General features: G+C 70.5%; 11 protein-coding genes and 1 pseudogene. 5 read left to right on the forward strand and 7 right to left on the reverse strand.

Annotated elements, in window-relative coordinates; translation table 11 throughout:
- Together ACTWQJ_RS26770 and ACTWQJ_RS26775 are read left to right on the forward strand one after the other, a co-directional pair.
- The coding region (locus ACTWQJ_RS26770) for a family 2 encapsulin nanocompartment cargo protein terpene cyclase (RefSeq protein ID WP_443309116.1) at positions 1 to 1252 on the forward strand (1252 nt) is incomplete at its 5' end.
- A 35-nt stretch (positions 1253 to 1287) separates the two neighbouring features.
- Positions 1288 to 2160 (forward strand): geranyl diphosphate 2-C-methyltransferase, encoded by an 873-nt coding sequence (locus tag ACTWQJ_RS26775; RefSeq protein ID WP_443309117.1) that lies wholly within the window; start codon positions 1288 to 1290, stop codon positions 2158 to 2160.
- Positions 2161 to 2284: 124 nt separating this feature from the next.
- Here the strand turns inward: ACTWQJ_RS26775 and ACTWQJ_RS26780 are convergent, their stop codons facing one another.
- From ACTWQJ_RS26780 to ACTWQJ_RS26810, 7 genes are all read right to left on the reverse strand, one after another.
- A complete protein-coding gene (locus ACTWQJ_RS26780) occupies positions 2285 to 3952 on the reverse strand; it encodes a PHP domain-containing protein (RefSeq protein ID WP_443309118.1) in 1668 nt (555 codons plus the stop codon).
- Positions 3953 to 3972: 20 nt separating this feature from the next.
- Positions 3973 to 5823, reverse strand: coding sequence for a LamG-like jellyroll fold domain-containing protein (locus ACTWQJ_RS26785; protein WP_443309119.1), 1851 nt, complete (start codon positions 5821 to 5823; stop codon positions 3973 to 3975).
- A gap of 38 nt (positions 5824 to 5861) precedes the next feature.
- On the reverse strand, positions 5862 to 8780 hold the full coding sequence (locus ACTWQJ_RS26790) for a glycoside hydrolase family 2 TIM barrel-domain containing protein (protein WP_443309120.1): 2919 nt from the start codon (positions 8778 to 8780) through the stop codon (positions 5862 to 5864).
- Entirely contained in the window at positions 8780 to 9619 is an 840-nt protein-coding gene (locus ACTWQJ_RS26795; RefSeq protein ID WP_443309121.1) for a carbohydrate ABC transporter permease, read from the reverse strand. The genes ACTWQJ_RS26790 and ACTWQJ_RS26795 overlap by 1 nt, the downstream gene beginning before the upstream one ends.
- A 14-nt stretch (positions 9620 to 9633) precedes the next feature.
- Positions 9634 to 10599, reverse strand: a complete 966-nt coding sequence (locus tag ACTWQJ_RS26800) for a carbohydrate ABC transporter permease (RefSeq protein WP_443309122.1) — start codon at positions 10597 to 10599, stop codon at positions 9634 to 9636.
- Complete coding sequence (locus ACTWQJ_RS26805; protein ID WP_443309123.1) at positions 10599 to 11885, reverse strand: extracellular solute-binding protein; 1287 nt, start codon at positions 11883 to 11885, stop codon at positions 10599 to 10601. Before ACTWQJ_RS26805 ends, ACTWQJ_RS26800 begins: the two co-directional genes overlap by 1 nt.
- Before the next feature lie 66 nt (positions 11886 to 11951).
- Positions 11952 to 12977 carry a carbohydrate kinase family protein gene (locus ACTWQJ_RS26810; RefSeq protein ID WP_443309124.1) on the reverse strand — a complete coding sequence of 342 codons (1026 nt, stop codon included), beginning with the start codon at positions 12975 to 12977 and terminating at the stop codon, positions 11952 to 11954.
- Between the two features lie 128 nt (positions 12978 to 13105).
- Here ACTWQJ_RS26810 and ACTWQJ_RS26815 point away from each other — a divergent pair, with 128 nt between their 5' ends.
- The 3 genes and pseudogenes from ACTWQJ_RS26815 to ACTWQJ_RS26825 form a co-directional block, all read left to right on the forward strand.
- Entirely contained in the window at positions 13106 to 13870 is a 765-nt protein-coding gene (locus ACTWQJ_RS26815) for a DeoR/GlpR family DNA-binding transcription regulator (protein WP_443309125.1), read from the forward strand.
- 190 nt (positions 13871 to 14060) lie between these two features.
- A complete protein-coding gene (locus ACTWQJ_RS26820; RefSeq protein ID WP_443309126.1) occupies positions 14061 to 15401 on the forward strand; it encodes a 6-phospho-beta-glucosidase in 1341 nt (446 codons plus the stop codon).
- A 21-nt stretch (positions 15402 to 15422) separates the two neighbouring features.
- Positions 15423 to 16945: pseudogene (locus ACTWQJ_RS26825) on the forward strand (alpha-mannosidase); the annotation flags it as partial.

Genomic DNA, 16945 nt, shown 5'->3' on the forward strand with positions numbered 1-16945 from the left:
CGCGGCGGACCACAACGTGGCGTGGCTGGTGCGGGCGGTGCTGACGGCGCAGACGTCGGCGTCACCGCGGCTGCCGGCCGCCCCCGATGCGACGCGCGGGCCACTCCTGCCGTCCGCCCCGACAGGGCTGGGTACCACCGCGGCGCGGATCACTACGCCCTCACCCGCACCACCGCCACCAGCGACACCGCACCCCCCGGCCCCCCGGCTGCCCACCGGCCCCACCGGGCCGGGCACCTCGGCCGCCCACCTTCGCACCGCTCCGCCACCCCGCCGGGAGCCGGCCCCGGCAGACCCGGTCCGGGGGCTGCACTGCCCGCCCGCCGTCCGCGACGACCCCGCCCTGGGCGAGACCGTCAACGAGCGGCTGGTCGAGTGGGCCGAGGAGGTCGGGATCTATCCCGGTCAGCTGGACAAGGTCCGCAAGGCCGAATTCGGCCGGCTCATCATGCTCGCCCACCCCGAGTCGGACGACCCCGACCGGCTGCTCGCGGCCGCCAAATGTGCGCTCGCCGAGTGGGCCGTCGACGACCACTATGTCGACGGCGAGGTCGAGGAGGCCCGCCACGACCTGCTCGGCCAACGCCTGGCGATCGCCCACTCCGTGATCGACCAGGCCCACCTCCCACTCGGCTACGCACCCCAGCTCGAGCAGGTGGTACGGGCGGATCCGGTGATGCGGGCCCTGCGGTCGAGCCTCGCCGGCCTCACCACCTACGCCACCACCACCCAGGTGCGGCGGCTCCGCCACGAACTGGCCATCATGTTCGTCGCCTACAACCAGGAAGGCGTCTGGCACACCGCGCAACAGACCCCGCCCGTCTGGGAGTTTCTGATGCACCGGCACGAGAACAGCTTCGTGCCGTGCATGGTGCTCATCGACGCGGTCGCCGGATACGAGCTGCCGCAAGGCGAGTTCGCCGACCCCCGGGTGCGCCGTGCGTTCACCATGGCCGGCTCCGCCAGCGTGATCGTCAACGACCTGTACTCCATGGGCAAGGAGGACCCGACGGACTTCAGCCTGCCGAGGCTGATCGCCGCCGAGGACCAGTGTTCCCTGGAAACAGCCGTCGACCGCACCGTCGACATCCACAACGAACTCATGCACACCTTCGAGACCGAGGCGGCAGCCCTCGCCGCCTCCGGCTCCTGCGAGCTGCGCCGCTTCCTGGCCGGCACCTGGGCCTGGCTGGGCGGCAGCCGTGAGTGGCACGCCGGCAGCGCCCGCTACCACGCCGCCGACGCCGCCTGAACTCCCCGACCCACCGCTACCTGAGAAGGATCTCCATGCCCAAGAGCTCCCAGATGGAAGACCTCGCCATGCGTGACGTCCTGCGCACCGATTACCAGAAGTCGGTCGCCGCCTACTGGAACAGCGAAAAGGACCCCGTCAATCTGCGCCTCGGCGAGGTCGACGGCCTCTACCACCACCACTACGGCCTCGGCGACTACGACCCGTCCGTCCTGGAAGGCCCCACCGAGACCCGAGACCAGCGCATCATCGAGGAACTGCACCGCCTGGAGACCGCCCAGGCCGACGTCCTCCTTGACCACCTCGGCGACATCACCCGCGCCGACCGTCTGCTCGACGCCGGCTCCGGCCGCGGCGGCACCAGCATCATGGCCAACGCCCGCTTCGGCTGCCATGTGGACGGTGTGAGCATCTCGGAGCAGCAGGTCGCCTTCGCCAACGACCGAGCCGCCGAACGGGGCGTGGCCGACAAGGTCCGCTTCCACTTCCGCAACATGCTCGACACCCGTCTCGACACCGGATCCCGCCGCGCGATCTGGACCAACGAGACCACCATGTACGTCGACCTGTTCGACCTCTTCGCCGAGTTCTCACGCCTGCTGGAGTACGGCGGCCGCTACGTCTGCATCACCGGCTGCTCCAACGACGTCACGGGCCTGCGCTCCAAGGCCGTGAGCCGTATCGACGAGCACTACACCTGCAACATCCACCCGCGCAGCGAGTACTTCAAGGCGCTGGCCGCCAACGACCTCGTCCCCATCCAGGTCGTCGACCTGACCGCGGACACCATCCCGTACTGGGAACTGCGCGCCAAGTCCTCAGTGGCCACCGGCATCGAGGAGCCCTTCCTCGCCGCCTACAAGGAAGGCAGCTTCCACTACCTCCTGATCGTCGCCGACCGCATCTGAATCCCCCGCGTCCCGGCCCGGCCCACTCCCGCGACCGGGCCGGGACCCGGACGGGAGGACGGCTCAACAGGACCCGGATGTGCGAGAGCGGGGCGTTGCGCCATGAGGAGGCCGGCCGCCCGTGTCAGCTCCCGACCACGTCCACGAACACAGGGTTGGAGTAGAACCACGTGTCCGCCCACGGGTCGCCGTCGCCCGGCGCGTGGGTGAGCGGCCCGTGCGGGTCGACCGAGGCGCCGAGGTAGCCCGCGCCGTGGCGGTTGCCGTCGCTGCCGCGGAGCCGGACGTAGAAGGACTCGTCGCCGGCGGTGAGCGGGATGCGCAGGGTGTACGTACCCTTCCGGCCGCCGACGTCCCTCGTGTGCACGACCCTGGTGTCGGGTGCCCGCCAGCTGTCGCGGTCGGCGACCGGGCCGCGCACCGGGCCGCGGATCACATCCACGTGCGCCAACTCGGGCAGGAGCCCCTCCGGGTTGGGCCGCGAGGCGGACGTCACCGTCACGGAGAGGGTGAGCCGCTCGCCCTTGCGGGCCCGCAGCCGTCCGCCCAGTGTGACGCCCCGGCCGTGGTCGCAGTCGCGCTTGAGGCGCACGTCGAGGCCGTCGAGCAGGTGGCCGTGGTCGACCCAGACCCGGCCCGCGCGCAGGCCCGCCATCACTGAGCGGTAGCCGTAGCGGGTGACGCCGACGTGGGTGCGGCTGAACTGGCCGGGCCAGAAGTCGCTGCCGGGCTGCGGGGTGTCGGTGTTCACCGGGTCGGGCAGCCTGCCGGTGTTGTCGAAGTTCTGGCCCGGCTGCCAGTCGCCGTTCCGCCAGGTGTCGAAGACGATCCGGTGGGCGTCGGAGTTGGTGGTGATCGAGAACAGCCTGCCCTCGGCGAGCATCGCGTCCCACAGGCCGCCGACCGTCGCCGTCGCCCAGTCGAAGCCGCCGTACGTGAGGTAGGCATCCGCCGGGTAGCCGGGCCAGGACTGGGGCGACGGCTTGTTCTCGTACTCGCCGCGGATCGAGTTCGTACCGCGCCAGCCGGGTATCGCCGCGCCCTGGGCGCCGGGCGCACCCTCCATGCCGATCATGATCTCGGGGGCGGCGTCCCGCCAGGCGCGCAGCTCGTGCGGGGAGTCGATGCCGAGGCGCATCGGGTGGTTGGCGAGGACGAGCACGTCGTCGACGTAGCCGGTGCGGCGCTGCTCGGCCAGCCACTGGATGGCCCTGACCGCGTGCGCCTCGTTGCGGGCGGTGTCGGGGTCGGCGGGGCCGCCTTTGTCGTAGCCGAGCAGTTTGCCGTCGAAGGCGCGCTCGAAGCGGGTGAGGACGTCGACCTCGTGCCGGCCGGGAGCGGTGAAGACCGTGCAGTGCTCGGCGGCCGGGATGTACCACTCCAGACCCTGGAAGATCAGCTGGCGCGGGTTCTCGGCGCGGGCCCTGCGGATCTCCTCGTGCTCCAGCGCGGCTCCGTGGTCGGCGTGTCCGACGTTGGAGTGCTCGGTGAACACCATCCAGTCGAGGCCGTACTTCGCGCCCGCGGCGGCCAGTTGGGAGAAGGTGTACTTCGCGTCGTGACTGTAGACGGTGTGGATGTGGTGGTCGCCGACGAGATAGCCGAGGCGGGGGTCCTCGCCACCGAGGCGCTGTTCCCCGGCGGCCGCGGGGGCGGCAGACGCCCCCAGCGCGAAGGCGGCTCCGAACAGGCCTGCCCGGCACAGGAGTTGGCGTCTGGATGTGCCCTGCGGGTCCAGGTCGGCGGGCGGGACGGACGGGTCGGCCCAGACGGGCGGCTGCTGCTCGGTCATGACGTTCCTCGGGTGAGTGCTCAGCGGTTCATGAACTGGGAGACGGGCAGCGCCCGGTCGACGATCCGGACGTCGCCGAGCCAGCCGTGGTGGATCTGGTCGATCCGGCCCGCGTACTCGTAGCCGCCGAGCAGCCACGGCAGTCCGAGCGAGGTCAGCCCGACGGAGCGGGCGGTGGGGTTGCGTACGACCGGGCAGCCCTCGACGTACATCGTGGTGTGGCTGCCGTCGTTGACCACGGCGACGTGCCACCAGGTCTCCCGGGCGGTCTCATGCCCCCAGTTGGTGGCGATGCCCTGCTGGTTGAGCGGCCGCACCGCCCACTGCGGTCCGGGCCCGTCGGACAGCGACAGCGTGGCCAGCGGCTCCTCCGGATCGCCCTCCGTCTTGCCGGCGGCCCCGCCCGTGCCGGTCCGGCCGACCAGCCCGCCCCAGGCGTTGCGGGACGCGGTCCAGGTACCCGGCACCTTGTAGAAGGCCTCGACGGTGTAACCGCGCTCGAACGTCGCCGAGTTGAGCGGGGCTCCCTCGACCGTCCGCAGATACGCGCCCCGCAGCGGCGACTTGTCCCCGTGGAAGCGCAGGCTGCCGTGCCCCGGCTGGTCCGGGTGGTGGTCCGCCGACCAGATGAGGGCGCCGTTCCCGACCCGGACGACGGTCAGGTCGTTGCCGCGGCCGGACATGTCACGGATGGTGCCGTCGACGGTCGCGCCGTCCTCGTGTCCGTCGAAACGCCAGTAGGCGAGCGTGCCGCGCACCAGCATCGCGGCGGCCGGCCGTGCCGGGCGGGCGGGTACCGGGGCGAACCCGGAGAAACGCTGCCCGAAGTCGATCGGCACGGAGAACCGGTCGTCCGGGCCGGTCAGTTCGATCTCCTGCCGCTCCAGCTCGTTGAGGCCCTCGGCCGCCCGGCCCAGGATCCACGGTGAGACCGTCTCGACGTCGATGGTGTCGCGGTCGAGGTCGAAGCGGTAGAGGCGGATCATCGCCGCGCCGCCGTAGTACCGGTTCTGGTAGTTCGTCAGGTGCAGGTGTACGTCGTTCCCGGCGGCGTTCTTCTTCACGGCGCGCGCGGCGGGCCAGTAGTGGCCGTTGAGGGTGAGGAAGATCTGGTCGTGGTCCGCGATCAGCTGGTCCCAGAGCTTCTGCCCGTACGAGGAGAGTGCGTCGTCGCCGTGGACCAGTTCGTGCGTGGTGAGGATGACGGGCGCCTTCGGGTGCTGCGCGATGACCTCCTTCGCCCAGGCGAAGCCCTTCGGCGACAGCCGCCAGTCGAGGGCCAGCACGAGCCACTCGCGCCCGGCCGCCCGGAACACGTGGAAGGAGTTGTAGCCGTCGGGGGAGGCACCGCCGAAGGTGCGGCTGCCCTGGAAGCGCTCCGGGCCGAAGGCCGCCAGGTACGGCGTCGGGCCGCGCTGGTCGTCGGTGGACGAGCGGACGTCGTGGTTGCCGGCCAGCACGCTGTAGCCTACGCCCTGCCGGTCCAGCAGCCGGAACGCCCTGCTCGCCGCCTCGATCTCGGCCTCGGTGCCGTTTTCCGTGAGGTCACCCAGGTGCGACAGGAAGACGATGTTCTCCTCCCGGCCCTGCTCCAGGAGGTAGCGCAGCGAGGCCTCGATCGGCGCGGGGTCGATGCTCGGCCCGTCGAACAGGTACTGCGTGTCGGGCATGACGACCAGCGTGAAGCGCCGGCTGTCCGCGTCGGGCCGCCACCTGCCCGCCGGTGCCGCCTCGGCCGCGGTCGGCAGTGCGACTCCGGCAGTGGCGGCGGCGCCGATCAGTGCGGTGGCCCGCAGGAAGGTGCGTCTGCCGGCGTCGGCCTGCGGGGCCTGCGCGGCCTCGCCCCGGTCGTGATCATGCTCAGTGCACACGTCAGCTCCGTAACTGGCGACTGGTGGAAGGAGAGGTGTCAGAGAACGCGCAGGATCCAGCCCCAGCGGTGGGTGCCGGTCGGGACGAGGTAGGCCGGTGCGGTGTCGGGCCCGCACGAGGCGGTGCCCAGGCCGCGGTGGGCGGCGTCGATGTGCACGACGCAGCCGGCGCGCGGCACGAGTTCGTCGTGGTGGGCGGCGACCGCGAGGTCCGCGGCGCGATAGCGGGTGACCGAGATCTGGCTCGGGCGGTCCAGCCCCACGGCCAGTCCGGTGGCATCCGGAGCCGACAGGGTGAAGCGCCGTACGCCGTGCCGGCCGCCGCTCTCCTGCGGCCGCAGATAGGGGGTGAACAGCTCGTCCACGAGGAGGGAGTGATGCCCGACGGGCGCGCCCGCGCTGCGGTCCGGGTACGACTCCCAGGGGCCCGGCCCGAACCACTCCAGCAGGTTCAGCCCGGCCACCGTCTCGAACACCGACCCGACCCGGGCCACGTCGTCCAGTGCCTCGGGCAGCTGAGCCGACTCCTCGACGCGGATCCCGCCCTCGACGGTCGTGAAGACCTGCTCGTGCCGGACGACTCCGGCCGCGCAGGCGTACTCCGCGAGGACGCCGACGCTCTCCCGGTCCCGGCGCACGGCGACCAGCTTGCGGACGAGGGAGTCCAGTCCCCACTCCCGCCAGCGGGCCGCCATCCCGCCCAGTTCGTCGTTGTCGGTGGGCGCCCGCCACAGCGACAGGGTGGGGGCGGCGAGGAGGAGGGGGTGGACCAGAAGCCCGTCCGCATCGACTTCGACCGTCCGGTCCGCCACCGGGACGGCCCGCGGCACGGGCGCGGGCCGCAGCCGCACCTGCGGCAGACACACCACCGTGCCGCGCGGCGCCCACGGTTCGTCCCGTGCGGTCGTCACCTTCAGCGTCAGCCAGGCCTCGCCCCCGTCGTCCGGCAGATCGAACGGCAGTGGTACCGCCGCCGTCTCACCCGGGCGAAGACCGGGCAGTTCGGCCGGCGCCGTCAGCGTGCGACCGTCGGCGAGGGACAGCCGCCACTCGGCGGTCAGCCAGTCCAGGCCACGGAAGTGCTGGTGGTTGCCGATGACCGGCCCCTCGTGCTTCAGGCACTCCAGGCGCACCGGCGCCGCGATCTCCCGGTGCTCGTACAGCACCGGCTTGGGCGTGCGGTCCGGGAACACCACCCCGTCGGCGATGAACGCGCCGTCGTGCAGCGCCTCGCCGAAGTCGCCGCCGTACGCCCAGCGGTGGCCGGGCGCGGCGACACCGCGTTCGTACAGGCCGGCGCCCGCGCGCCCGGCCGGTCTTCCGTCACTCACGCGCTGGAGAATGCCGTGGTCCCAGAACTCCCAGATGAAGCCACCCTGAAGACCCGGGGTGGCCTCGATGGCGGCCCAGTGGTCGGCGAGCGTGCCGTTGCTGTTGCCCATGGCGTGCGAGTACTCGCACTGGATGAGCGGCTTGGTCTGCTTCCCGGACAGCGCGTGGGCCACGCACTCCTCGATCGGTGCGTACATCGGGCAGGCGATGTCGGAGGCGACGCCGGGATCCGCCCAGCCGCGCTTGGCCGCCCCCTCGTACTGCACCGGCCGTGTCGGATCGTGCCGCCGCACCCAGCCGGCCGCCGCATCGTGGTTCGCGCCGTAGTCGGACTCGTTGCCCAGCGACCAGATGATGACCGACGGATGGTTCTTGTCCCGCAGCACCATCCGGGAGACCCGGTCCACGAAGGCGTTCAGATAGCGCGGGTCGTCGGCGATCTCGTGGGCGTGGTCGTGGCTCTCGACGTCCGCCTCGTCGACCACGTAGAAGCCGAGCTCATCGGCGAGGCCGTACAGGGACGGGTCGTTCGGGTAGTGGGCGGTGCGGATCGCGTTGAAACCGAAGCGCTTGAGCAGCACCAGATCCGTGCGCATGTCGTCGTACGACACCGTCCGCCCGGTCAGCGGATGGAAGTCGTGCCGGTTGACGCCCCGGATGAACACCCGCTCGCCGTTGACCAGCAGGTCCCGGCCGACGATCTCGACGTCACGGAAGCCGATGCGGTGCTGCGAGGTGTCGGCGACCGTTCCGTCGGCCCGGTGCAGCCGGACCGTCAGGTCGTACAGCTCGGGTGTCTCGGCGGTCCAGGTGCGCACGTCGGGGACGGTGGTCAGCAGCCGCGCCTCGCCCAGGAAGTCGGAGACCCGCTCGTCCTGTGCGTTGGCCCGGTCGAATTCAGTGTCCTGCGCGAGGAGTTGACCGTCCAGCTCCCCGCTGACGTACCACCCCTGGGGCAGCGCACCGCCCGCGTCCCGCACCCGGCAGTCCACCAGCAGCTCACCGTTGCGACGCGCCTGCACGGTCACGTCCGCCAGATGCAGCGGGTCCGTCGCGTACAGCAGCACCGACCGCGTGACACCGCCGTGCCACCACTGGTCCTGGTCCTCGATGTGCGAGGAGTCCGACCACTTGACGACGGTCAGGCGTACGAGGGTCCGCTCCCCGGCGCGTACGACCTCTGTCAGATCGAACTCGGCGGCCAGATGGGAGTCCTTGGAGATGCCGACGGGCCGTCCGTCCACATGCACCAGCAGAACGCTCTCGGCCGCGCCGACCTGGAGCACGATCCGCTGCCCGGCCCACTCACCGGGCACGTCGACCTCGCGCTCGTACACGCCCGTCGGGTTCGCCGACGGGACGAAGGGCGGGAACTCGGCGAACGGCATGCGGACGTTGGTGTACTGCGGCAGGTCGTCGGTGCCCTGGAGGGTCCAGGCGCCGGGGACGTACGACGACGACCACACCTCACCGACCGGCGCGTCCGGCGCCGGCAGCAGCTGGAAACGCCAGTCGCCGTCCAGGGAGACGGCCTGGTCACGCCGGTCGACGGCACACATGGGCAACCGCCCCCAGGAGGTCACCTCGGGTGCCTCCCAGGGGCGGAGCCCCAGCAGGGGATCCATCAGCGGATGGCCCCCTTGCCGAGGTCGCCGATGATCTGCCGGGCGCCGATCGCGAAGACGATCAGCAGGGGGACGAGGGCGAGCAGGGCGCCGGTCATGACCATTCCGTAGTCGGTCGTGCCATGGGTGCCGTTGAGCTGCGAGAGGGCCACCTGGAGGGTGACGTTGTCCGGGTTGGTCAGGGCGATCAGGGGCCAGGCGTAGTCGTTCCACTGGCCCATGAAGGTGAAGATGCCGAGGAAGGCCAGGCCGGGGCGGACCACGGGGAGCGCCACGTGCCAGTACTGGCGCAGGAAACCGGCACCGTCGAGCTTGGAGGCGTCGAGCAGTTCGTCGTGGATGGCGCCCTTCATGTACTGGCGCATCCAGAAGATGCCGAAGGCGTTGGCCGCCGCCGGGACGATCAGCGCCGTCATCGAGCCGATCCAGCCGAGCTTCGCCATGATCACGAACTGAGGGATGGCCGCCAGCTGCGCCGGCACCATGAAGATGGCCATGAGCAGCGCGAACAGCAGCTTGCGCCCCGGGAACTCGAACTTGGCGAAGACGAAGGCCGCCAGCGAGTCGAAGAACAGCACCAGCACGGTCACCGAGATCGCGACCAGCAGCGAGTTGAGCATCGACCCGAAGAAGTCGATGGTGTCGAAGAGGTTGCGGACGTTCTCCAGGAAGTGCGGGCCGGGCAGCAGCTTCGGCGGGTAGGAGAAGATCTCGGTCGACGTGTGCGTCGACATGATCACGGCCCAGTAGAAGGGGAAGGCCGACAGCAACAGGCCGAGGACCAGAACGGCGTGCAGGGCGATGCCCCGGCGTCGGGAGCCCTTGATGGTGGATGCCATGGTGACCGGCCTGCCTATTCTTCGCCCCGGCGCTGCACCAGGCGCCAGTTGATGATCGAGAAGAGGACGACGACGAGGAAGATGCCCCACGCCACGGCGGCGCCGTAGCCGAAGTCGTTGTTGTCGAAGGTCTGCTGGAAGAAGTAGAGGACCATGGTCCGGCCGGCGTGGTCGGGGCCGCCCGAGAACGTGGACTCGTTCGCGGTGGTCTGCAGCAGCACCTGGGGCTCGGCGAAGCTCTGCAGTCCGGTGACCGTCGAGACGACGAGCACGAACAGCAGCACCGGCCGCATCAGGGGCAGCGTGACCCGGAAGAAGGTCTGCACCGGCCCGGCGCCGTCGATGCGGGCCGCCTCGTACAGATCGCTCGGGATCGTCTGGAGCCCGGCGAGGAAGATGATCGCGTTGTAGCCGGTCCACTGCCAGGTCATCAGCGTGGCGATGGCGACCTTGATGCCCCACGGCGTGTTCAGCCAGGCCACCTGATCCAGGCCGACGGCCTGCAACAGGGCGTTCATCAGGCCGAAGTTGGTGGAGAACACCGAGCCGAAGATGATCGCGACGGCGACGATCGAGGTGACGTTCGGCAGGAAGTACGCGAACCGGTAGACCTTCTTGAAGCGCACCGCCGAGTTCAGCATCACGGCCGTCACCATCGCCAGGAAGATCATGGGGAAGGTGGCCAGCGCCCAGATGATGATCGTGTTCCCGATCGACTGCCAGAAGTCGCTGTCGGTCAGCAGGTACTGGTACTGCGCCAGGCCCGCCCACTCCATCGAGCCCAGGCCGTCCCAGCGGTGGAAGGAGAGGTAGAGCGAGAAGCCGACGGGGACCAGACCGAAGGCGAGGAAGAGGAGATAGAAGGGGGAGATCGCGGCGTACAGCCGCCAGTGGCTGAGGATTCCCTTTCTGGGGTGGACGGCCGGTGTCCCGGCCACGGCGGTCGGCGGGGGCTGCTCGACGACGGGCACGGTTGCCATCAGTGACTCACCCCCAGGTGGTCCGCGATACGCCGGCACTTCCTCATGGCGTCCCTCCAGGCCTTCTCCGGGTCCTTGCCGAGGACACCGACGTTCTTGATCTCGTCCCGGACGGGTTGCCCGAGCGCGACGTCGTAGGGGCTGTTGTAGGCCACCGGGATCTTCTCGGCCGCCGGCCCGAAGACGTCCATCGTGATCTGGTCGCCGAAGAACGGGTCGGGCTCGCGCAGCTTCTTCATCTCGTACGAGGCCGGGGTCGACGGGAAGAGCCCGGCCTCGACGAATCCCTGGGCCTGGTTGTCCGCGTCGAGGATCCAGGTGATGATCTCGAAGGCCCGCTCGGGCTCCCGGCACGCCTTGGTGATCGCGAGGAACGAGCCGCCGACGTTCGAGGGACCGCCCGGGCAGGCGGCCACCCGCCACCTGCCCTCGGTCTTGGGGTACTGGAGTTTGAGGTCGCCCGCCGCCCAGGAGGCGTTCAGCTGACTGGGCAGCTGCCCCTTCTCGGTGGCCGCGATCGAGTCGGGGGTGCCCGTCACGATGTCCGACACGATCCCGCGCCGCTTGGCCTCCACGGCGCGGTCCCAGCAGGTGCGGACATGCTCACCGTCGCCGATGAAGTTCCGGTCCGCGTCGACGAACCGGGTGGTGCCCTGGCCGATCGACATCTCGAAGACGCTGCCGACGTCGGTCAGGATGTACGTCCCGGGGATCCGCTTCCTGAGCTGCTCGCCGGCCGCGAAGAACTTCTCCCAGGTGTCCAGCTCCCTGGAGACGTCCTCCGGTTCGTACGGCAGCCCCGCCTTCTCGAAGACGGCGTTCTGGTAGTAGTGCACGACCGGACCCACGTCGATCGGGAAGCCGATGAGGCTGCCGTCCGGGGCGATGCCCTGCTGCCACTTCCAGTCCAGATACCGGCTCTTGAGCTTGTCGGCGCCCAGCGTGCGCAGGTCCACGAACTGGTCGGCGTTCGGCAGGTAGGAGGCCATGTCCTCGCCCTTGAGCCCCGCGATGTCGGGTATGTGGGCGCGGCCGGCCATGGTGGTGATCAGCTTGGACCGGTAGTAGCCGCCGATCTGCTGGGCCTTGAGGCTGACGACGTTGTCATAGCGGGCCGTGGCCTCCTTGACGACGGTGTCGCTCAGGCCGCCGCTCCAGTACCACAGGACCATGTTCCGGCCGGTCGAACCGGTCGGGACGGCGCAGCCGGATGTGAGGCCGCCGAGCGCCGTGGCGGCCGTACCGGCCAGGCCCGCGCGCAGCAGGCCTCTTCGTGAGAGCCGCACAGCTCCCACCGCCTTTCGGTGTGTGACGTGTGCGAGGGGATCAGTTGGGGGACTACTGGGGAACTGTCAGTGGGGGGTGCCGCGGTTCGGCGGGGTGACGGGGGCGTACCGGACGGGCGGGCCCGGGTCCGCCGGGATGCGGTCGTCGAGGAAGCCGTACGCGCTCCTGAGCTCGGGGTCGTTCAGCGCGCGCCACCACCGGTCGATGCCGTACCAGCCGGGTGCGGCCAGCGCCCCGCCGTGGTGCCGGACGGACAGCCCGGCCGCCAGCACCGCGAACCGCAGCCGTTCCACCAGCGGCCAGCCGCCCAGCGAGGCGGCGACGAAGCTCGCGCCGAAGACGTCCCCGGCGCCCGTCGCGTCCAGCACGTCGAGGTCGAGGGCGGGGACGTCCGCGTACTCGCCGGTGATCTGGTCGACGGCGACCGCGCCGTCGCCGCCGCGGGTGACCACGGCCACCGGCACCAGCTCGCTGAGCGTGCCGAGCGCCGCGACCGCGCTGTCGGTACGGGTGTACGCCATCGCCTCGACCTCGTTGGGCAGGAACGCGTGGCACAGGGAGAGCTGCTCGAGGAGGTCGGTGGACCACTGCTGGGTGGGGTCCCAGCCCACATCGGCGTAGATCTGCGTGCCGTTCGCGGCCGCCTTGGCGAGCCAGGCGTGGGGTTCGGCCTCGATGTGCACGAGGGCGGTGCGCGCCTCGGGCGGGTCGCCCATGAGCGCGTCCTGCGAGTAGGGGGGGTCCTGGCCGTGGGTGACGAGGGCCCGGTCGTGTCCGTGGGCGATCGAGACGGTGACCGGGGTGTGCCAACCGTCCGCCGTGCGGGACAGAGAGAGGTCGACGCCCTCCTGGCCGGCGAGGATCTCGCGGCAGTACGTGCCGTAGAAGTCGTCGCCGAAGACCGTGGCGAGGGAGGTTTTCAGGCCGAACCGCGATGCGGCGACCGCGAGGTTGGCGATGCCGCCGGGACTGCTGCCCATGCCGGCCGTCCAGATCTCCTCCCCCGGCGCCGGCGGCCTGCCCAGACCCGTGAGGACGAGGTCGTAGAAGAGCAGCCCGGTCAGCAGCACATCGGGCCGGTCGTCGTCCACGCGGACATCCTCTCCGTCAAAACTCTTCATTTCAGTGACCGGAATCGTGCGCCGCTCCGGGAGTTTGGTCAATACCCGAGCAGAAGTGCGCATAGAAATGATTGAAGATGACGAGTAGTGTTCATGGCGTGCTGGCAGAACGACGACACCAACTCATCCTGCGGGCCCTGCGCTCGGGCGGCCCCGCGGCCGTGACCGATCTCTCCGAGCAGCTGGGGGTGAGCCCCGCCACGATCCGGCGTGACCTGGTCAAACTTGAGGAGGACGGGCTGCTCACCCGGGTGCACGGCGGCGCCGTCGTCGAGGAGGGCGACCAGCCCTTCGCCGAGGTCGCCGAGGTGCGCGTGTCCCAGAAGGACGCGATAGCCGCGCGGGCGGCGGCGATGATCGCGGACGGTCAGTCGGTGCTGCTCGACATCGGCACCACCGCCTACCGGCTGGCCCGGCAGCTGCACGGCCGCCGGCTCACCGTGATCACCAGCAACCTGGTGGTGTACGAGGAACTCGCCGACGACGAGGGCATTGAACTGGTACTGCTCGGCGGCATGGTCCGCCGCGAGTACCGCTCCCTGGTCGGCTTCCTCACCGAGGACAACCTGCGCCAGCTGCACGCCGACTGGCTCTTCCTCGGTACCAGTGGAGTGCGGCCCGGCGGGCAGGTGATGGACACGACGGTCGTCGAGGTGCCGGTCAAGCGGGCCATGATCAAGGCCAGTGGCCGGGTCGTGCTGCTCGCCGACTCGGCGAAGTTCCCGGGTACGGGTATGGCGAAGGTCTGCGGCCCCGAGGAGCTGGACATGGTGGTGACGAACGAGCCGGTCGACACGGCGACGCGGACCTCTCTGCAAGAGGCCCGCGTCGAAATCATCGTGGCGGGAAGGGTGCAGGCTTGAACCCTCCCCCAGCTGAAGCGGGGGGATTCCTGGCTCAGGTCGCCTCACCGCTCAGCGAACAGCAAGGTCTTACACCCTCAACACCAGCCGGGTTGGAACCAGCCCGGGGTCTTGAAGCAAGTTCAAGGAGGTGGCGCGTGCTTGGTTCTCGCAACGTGCTGCGCGTGGCCTACCCGATCGGAGGAACCCGGTGAAGCTGACGATTCTGGGCGGCGGCGGATTCCGGGTGCCGCTCGTGTACGGGGCGCTCCTCGGGGACCACGCCGAGGGCCGGGTCACCCAGGTCGTGCTGCACGACCTGGACGCCCAGAGGCTCTCCGCGGTGACCCGCGTCCTCGCCGAGCAGGCGGCCGGCGTGCCCGACGCGCCCGAGGTGACCGCCACGACGGACCTCGACGAGGCCCTGCGCGGCGCCGACTTCGTGTTCTCCGCGATCCGCGTCGGCGGGCTGGAGGGACGGGCGAACGACGAGCGGGTGGCGCTCGCGGAGGGCGTCCTCGGCCAGGAGACGGTCGGCGCGGGCGGCATCGCCTACGGCCTGCGGACCGTGCCCGTCGCCGTCGACATCGCCCGACGCGTCGCCCGGCTCGCCCCCGACGCCTGGGTCATCAACTTCACCAACCCGGCCGGCCTCGTCACCGAGGCCATGTCACGCCACCTCGGCGACCGTGTCATCGGCATCTGCGACTCGCCGGTCGGTCTCGGCCGCCGTATCGCCCGCGTGCTCGGCGTGCAGAACCCGGCCGAGGCGTGGATCGACTACGTCGGCCTCAACCACCTCGGCTGGGTGCGCGGCCTGCGCGTCGCGGGCCGCGACGAACTCCCGCGGCTGCTCGACGACCCCGGTCTGCTCGGCTCCTTCGAGGAGGGCAAGCTCTTCGGCGTCGACTGGCTGCGGTCGCTGGGCGCGATCCCCAACGAGTACCTGCACTACTACTACTTCAACCGGGAAGCCGTACGCGCCTACCAGGAGGCCGGACAGACCCGCGGCGCCTTCCTGCGCGACCAACAGGCCCGCTTCTACGCCGAGATGAGGAACCCGGACGCCTCGGCGCTGAAGGCCTGGGACGCCACCCGCGCCGAGCGCGAGGCCACCTACATGGCCGAGAACCGCGAGACCGCCGGCGCCGGTGAGCGTGACGCCGACGATCTGTCCGGCGGCTACGAGAAGGTGGCGCTGGCGTTGATGCGGGCCATCGCCCGCGACGAACGCACTACCCTAATCCTCAACGTCCGCAACCGCAGCACGCTCTCGGTGCTGGACTCCGAGGCGGTGATCGAGGTCCCGTGCCTGGTCGACGCGAACGGCGCGCACCCGGTCGCCGTCGACCCGCTGCCCGACCACGCCACCGGCCTGGTCTGCGCGGTGAAGGCGGTCGAGCGCGAGGTGCTCGCCGCCGCCGACTCCGGCTCCCGTACGACGGCCGTGAAGGCCTTCGCCCTGCACCCGCTTGTCGACTCGGTCAACGTGGCCCGGCGGCTCGTCGACGGCTACACGGCCGTCCACCCCGGCCTCTCGTACCTCAAGTAGAGCCCTGAGGAGAGCTGTCCCATGCACGACGAACGCCGCCGGATCGAGGAGCGCGTCGAACGCGTCCACAACCAGCGCATCAAGCCCGCGGTGTACGCGGCCACCGTCCCCCTTCAGGTGGCGGCCTGGCAGGCGCCGGGGGAGCCGGTCCCGTTCGAGGAGGCCGCCGCGGCCTCGTACGAGCCCTTCGCGACGGACACCCCGTGGGGCCCGCCCTGGGGCACCACCTGGTTCCGCATGCAAGGCCGGGTGCCCGCCGACTGGGCCGGCCGGCGCGTCGAGGCGGTCATCGACCTCGGTTTCGTCGGCGACTGGCCCGGCAACCAGGCCGAGGCCCTGGTCCACCTGCCCGACGGCACCCCGCTGAAGGCGGTCAACCCGCAGAACCAGTACGTGCCGATCGCCCGGTCGGCGGTGGGAGGAGAGTCGGTCGACTACCTGGTCGAGGCGGCCTCCAACCCCGACATCCTGGCAGGCGACTTCGCCGCCCCGACCCCGCTCGGCGACGTCCTGACCGCCGGCGACAAGCCCCTCTACACCTTCCGCCGCGCCGACCTCGCGATCCTCGACGAGGAGGTCTGGCACCTCTCGCTCGACGTCCAGGTGCTGCGCGAGCTGATGCTGGAGCTCGGTGAGCACGAGCCGCGCCGCCACGAGATCGCGCACGCCCTGGACCGCTCCCTCGACGCCCTCGACCTGGACGACATCTCCGGCACGGCGGCCGACGCCCGCGCCGTCCTCCAGCCCGTCCTCGCCAAGCCTGCGCACGCCAGCGCGCACACCCTCTCCGCCGTCGGCCACGCGCACATCGACTCCGCGTGGCTGTGGCCGATCCGCGAGACCAGGCGCAAGACCTCCCGCACCTTCTCCAACGTCACCGCACTCGCCGAGGAGTACGAGGAGTTCGTGTTCGCCTGCTCGCAGGCCCAGCAGTACGAGTGGGTGCGCGACAACTACCCGAAGGTGTGGGAGCGCATCAAGAAGGCGGTTGCCGACGGAAGTTGGGCGCCGGTCGGCGGCATGTGGGTGGAGGCCGACGGCAACCTGCCCGGCGGCGAGGCGATGGCCCGGCAGCTGATCCACGGCAAGCGCTTCTTCATGGAGCACTTCGGCATCGAGACCAAGGGCGTATGGCTGCCCGACTCCTTCGGATACACCGCGGCCTACCCGCAGCTCGCCAAGCTCGCAGGCAACGACTGGTTCCTCACCCAGAAGATCTCCTGGAACCAGACCAACAAGTTCCCCCACCACACCTTCTGGTGGGAGGGCATCGATGGCACCCGCATCTTCACCCACTTCCCGCCCGTCGACACCTACAACGCCGAGTTCTCCGGCAAGGAGATGGCCCACGCCGTCCGCAACTACCAGGACAAGGGCCGCGGTACGACGTCCCTGGCGCCCTTCGGCCACGGCGACGGCGGCGGCGGCCCCACCCGCGAGATGCTGGAGCGGGCCCGGCGCCTCGCCGACCTGGAGGGCTCGGCAAAGGTCCGGATCGAGCACCCGGACGCCTTCTTCGCCGCCGCCCGCGAGGAGTACCCGGA

Origin of the sequence: Streptomyces sp. KR55 (assembly GCF_052245645.1) — a bacterium.
Classification (GTDB): Bacteria; Actinomycetota; Actinomycetes; order Streptomycetales; family Streptomycetaceae; genus Streptomyces; species Streptomyces flavusporus.

Bases quoted from the DNA above. Each gene is read 5' to 3' on its own strand.
- ACTWQJ_RS26780 (WP_443309118.1), bottom strand. From the start codon at position 3,952: ATGACCGAGCAGCAGCCGCCCGTCTGGGCCGACCCGTCCGTCCCGCCC.
- ACTWQJ_RS26795 (WP_443309121.1), bottom strand. From the start codon at position 9,619: ATGGCATCCACCATCAAGGGCTCCCGACGCCGGGGCATCGCCCTGCAC.
- ACTWQJ_RS26800 (WP_443309122.1), bottom strand. From the start codon at position 10,599: ATGGCAACCGTGCCCGTCGTCGAGCAGCCCCCGCCGACCGCCGTGGCC.
- ACTWQJ_RS26775 (WP_443309117.1), top strand. From the start codon at position 1,288: ATGCCCAAGAGCTCCCAGATGGAAGACCTCGCCATGCGTGACGTCCTG.
- ACTWQJ_RS26790 (WP_443309120.1), bottom strand. From the start codon at position 8,780: ATGGATCCCCTGCTGGGGCTCCGCCCCTGGGAGGCACCCGAGGTGACC.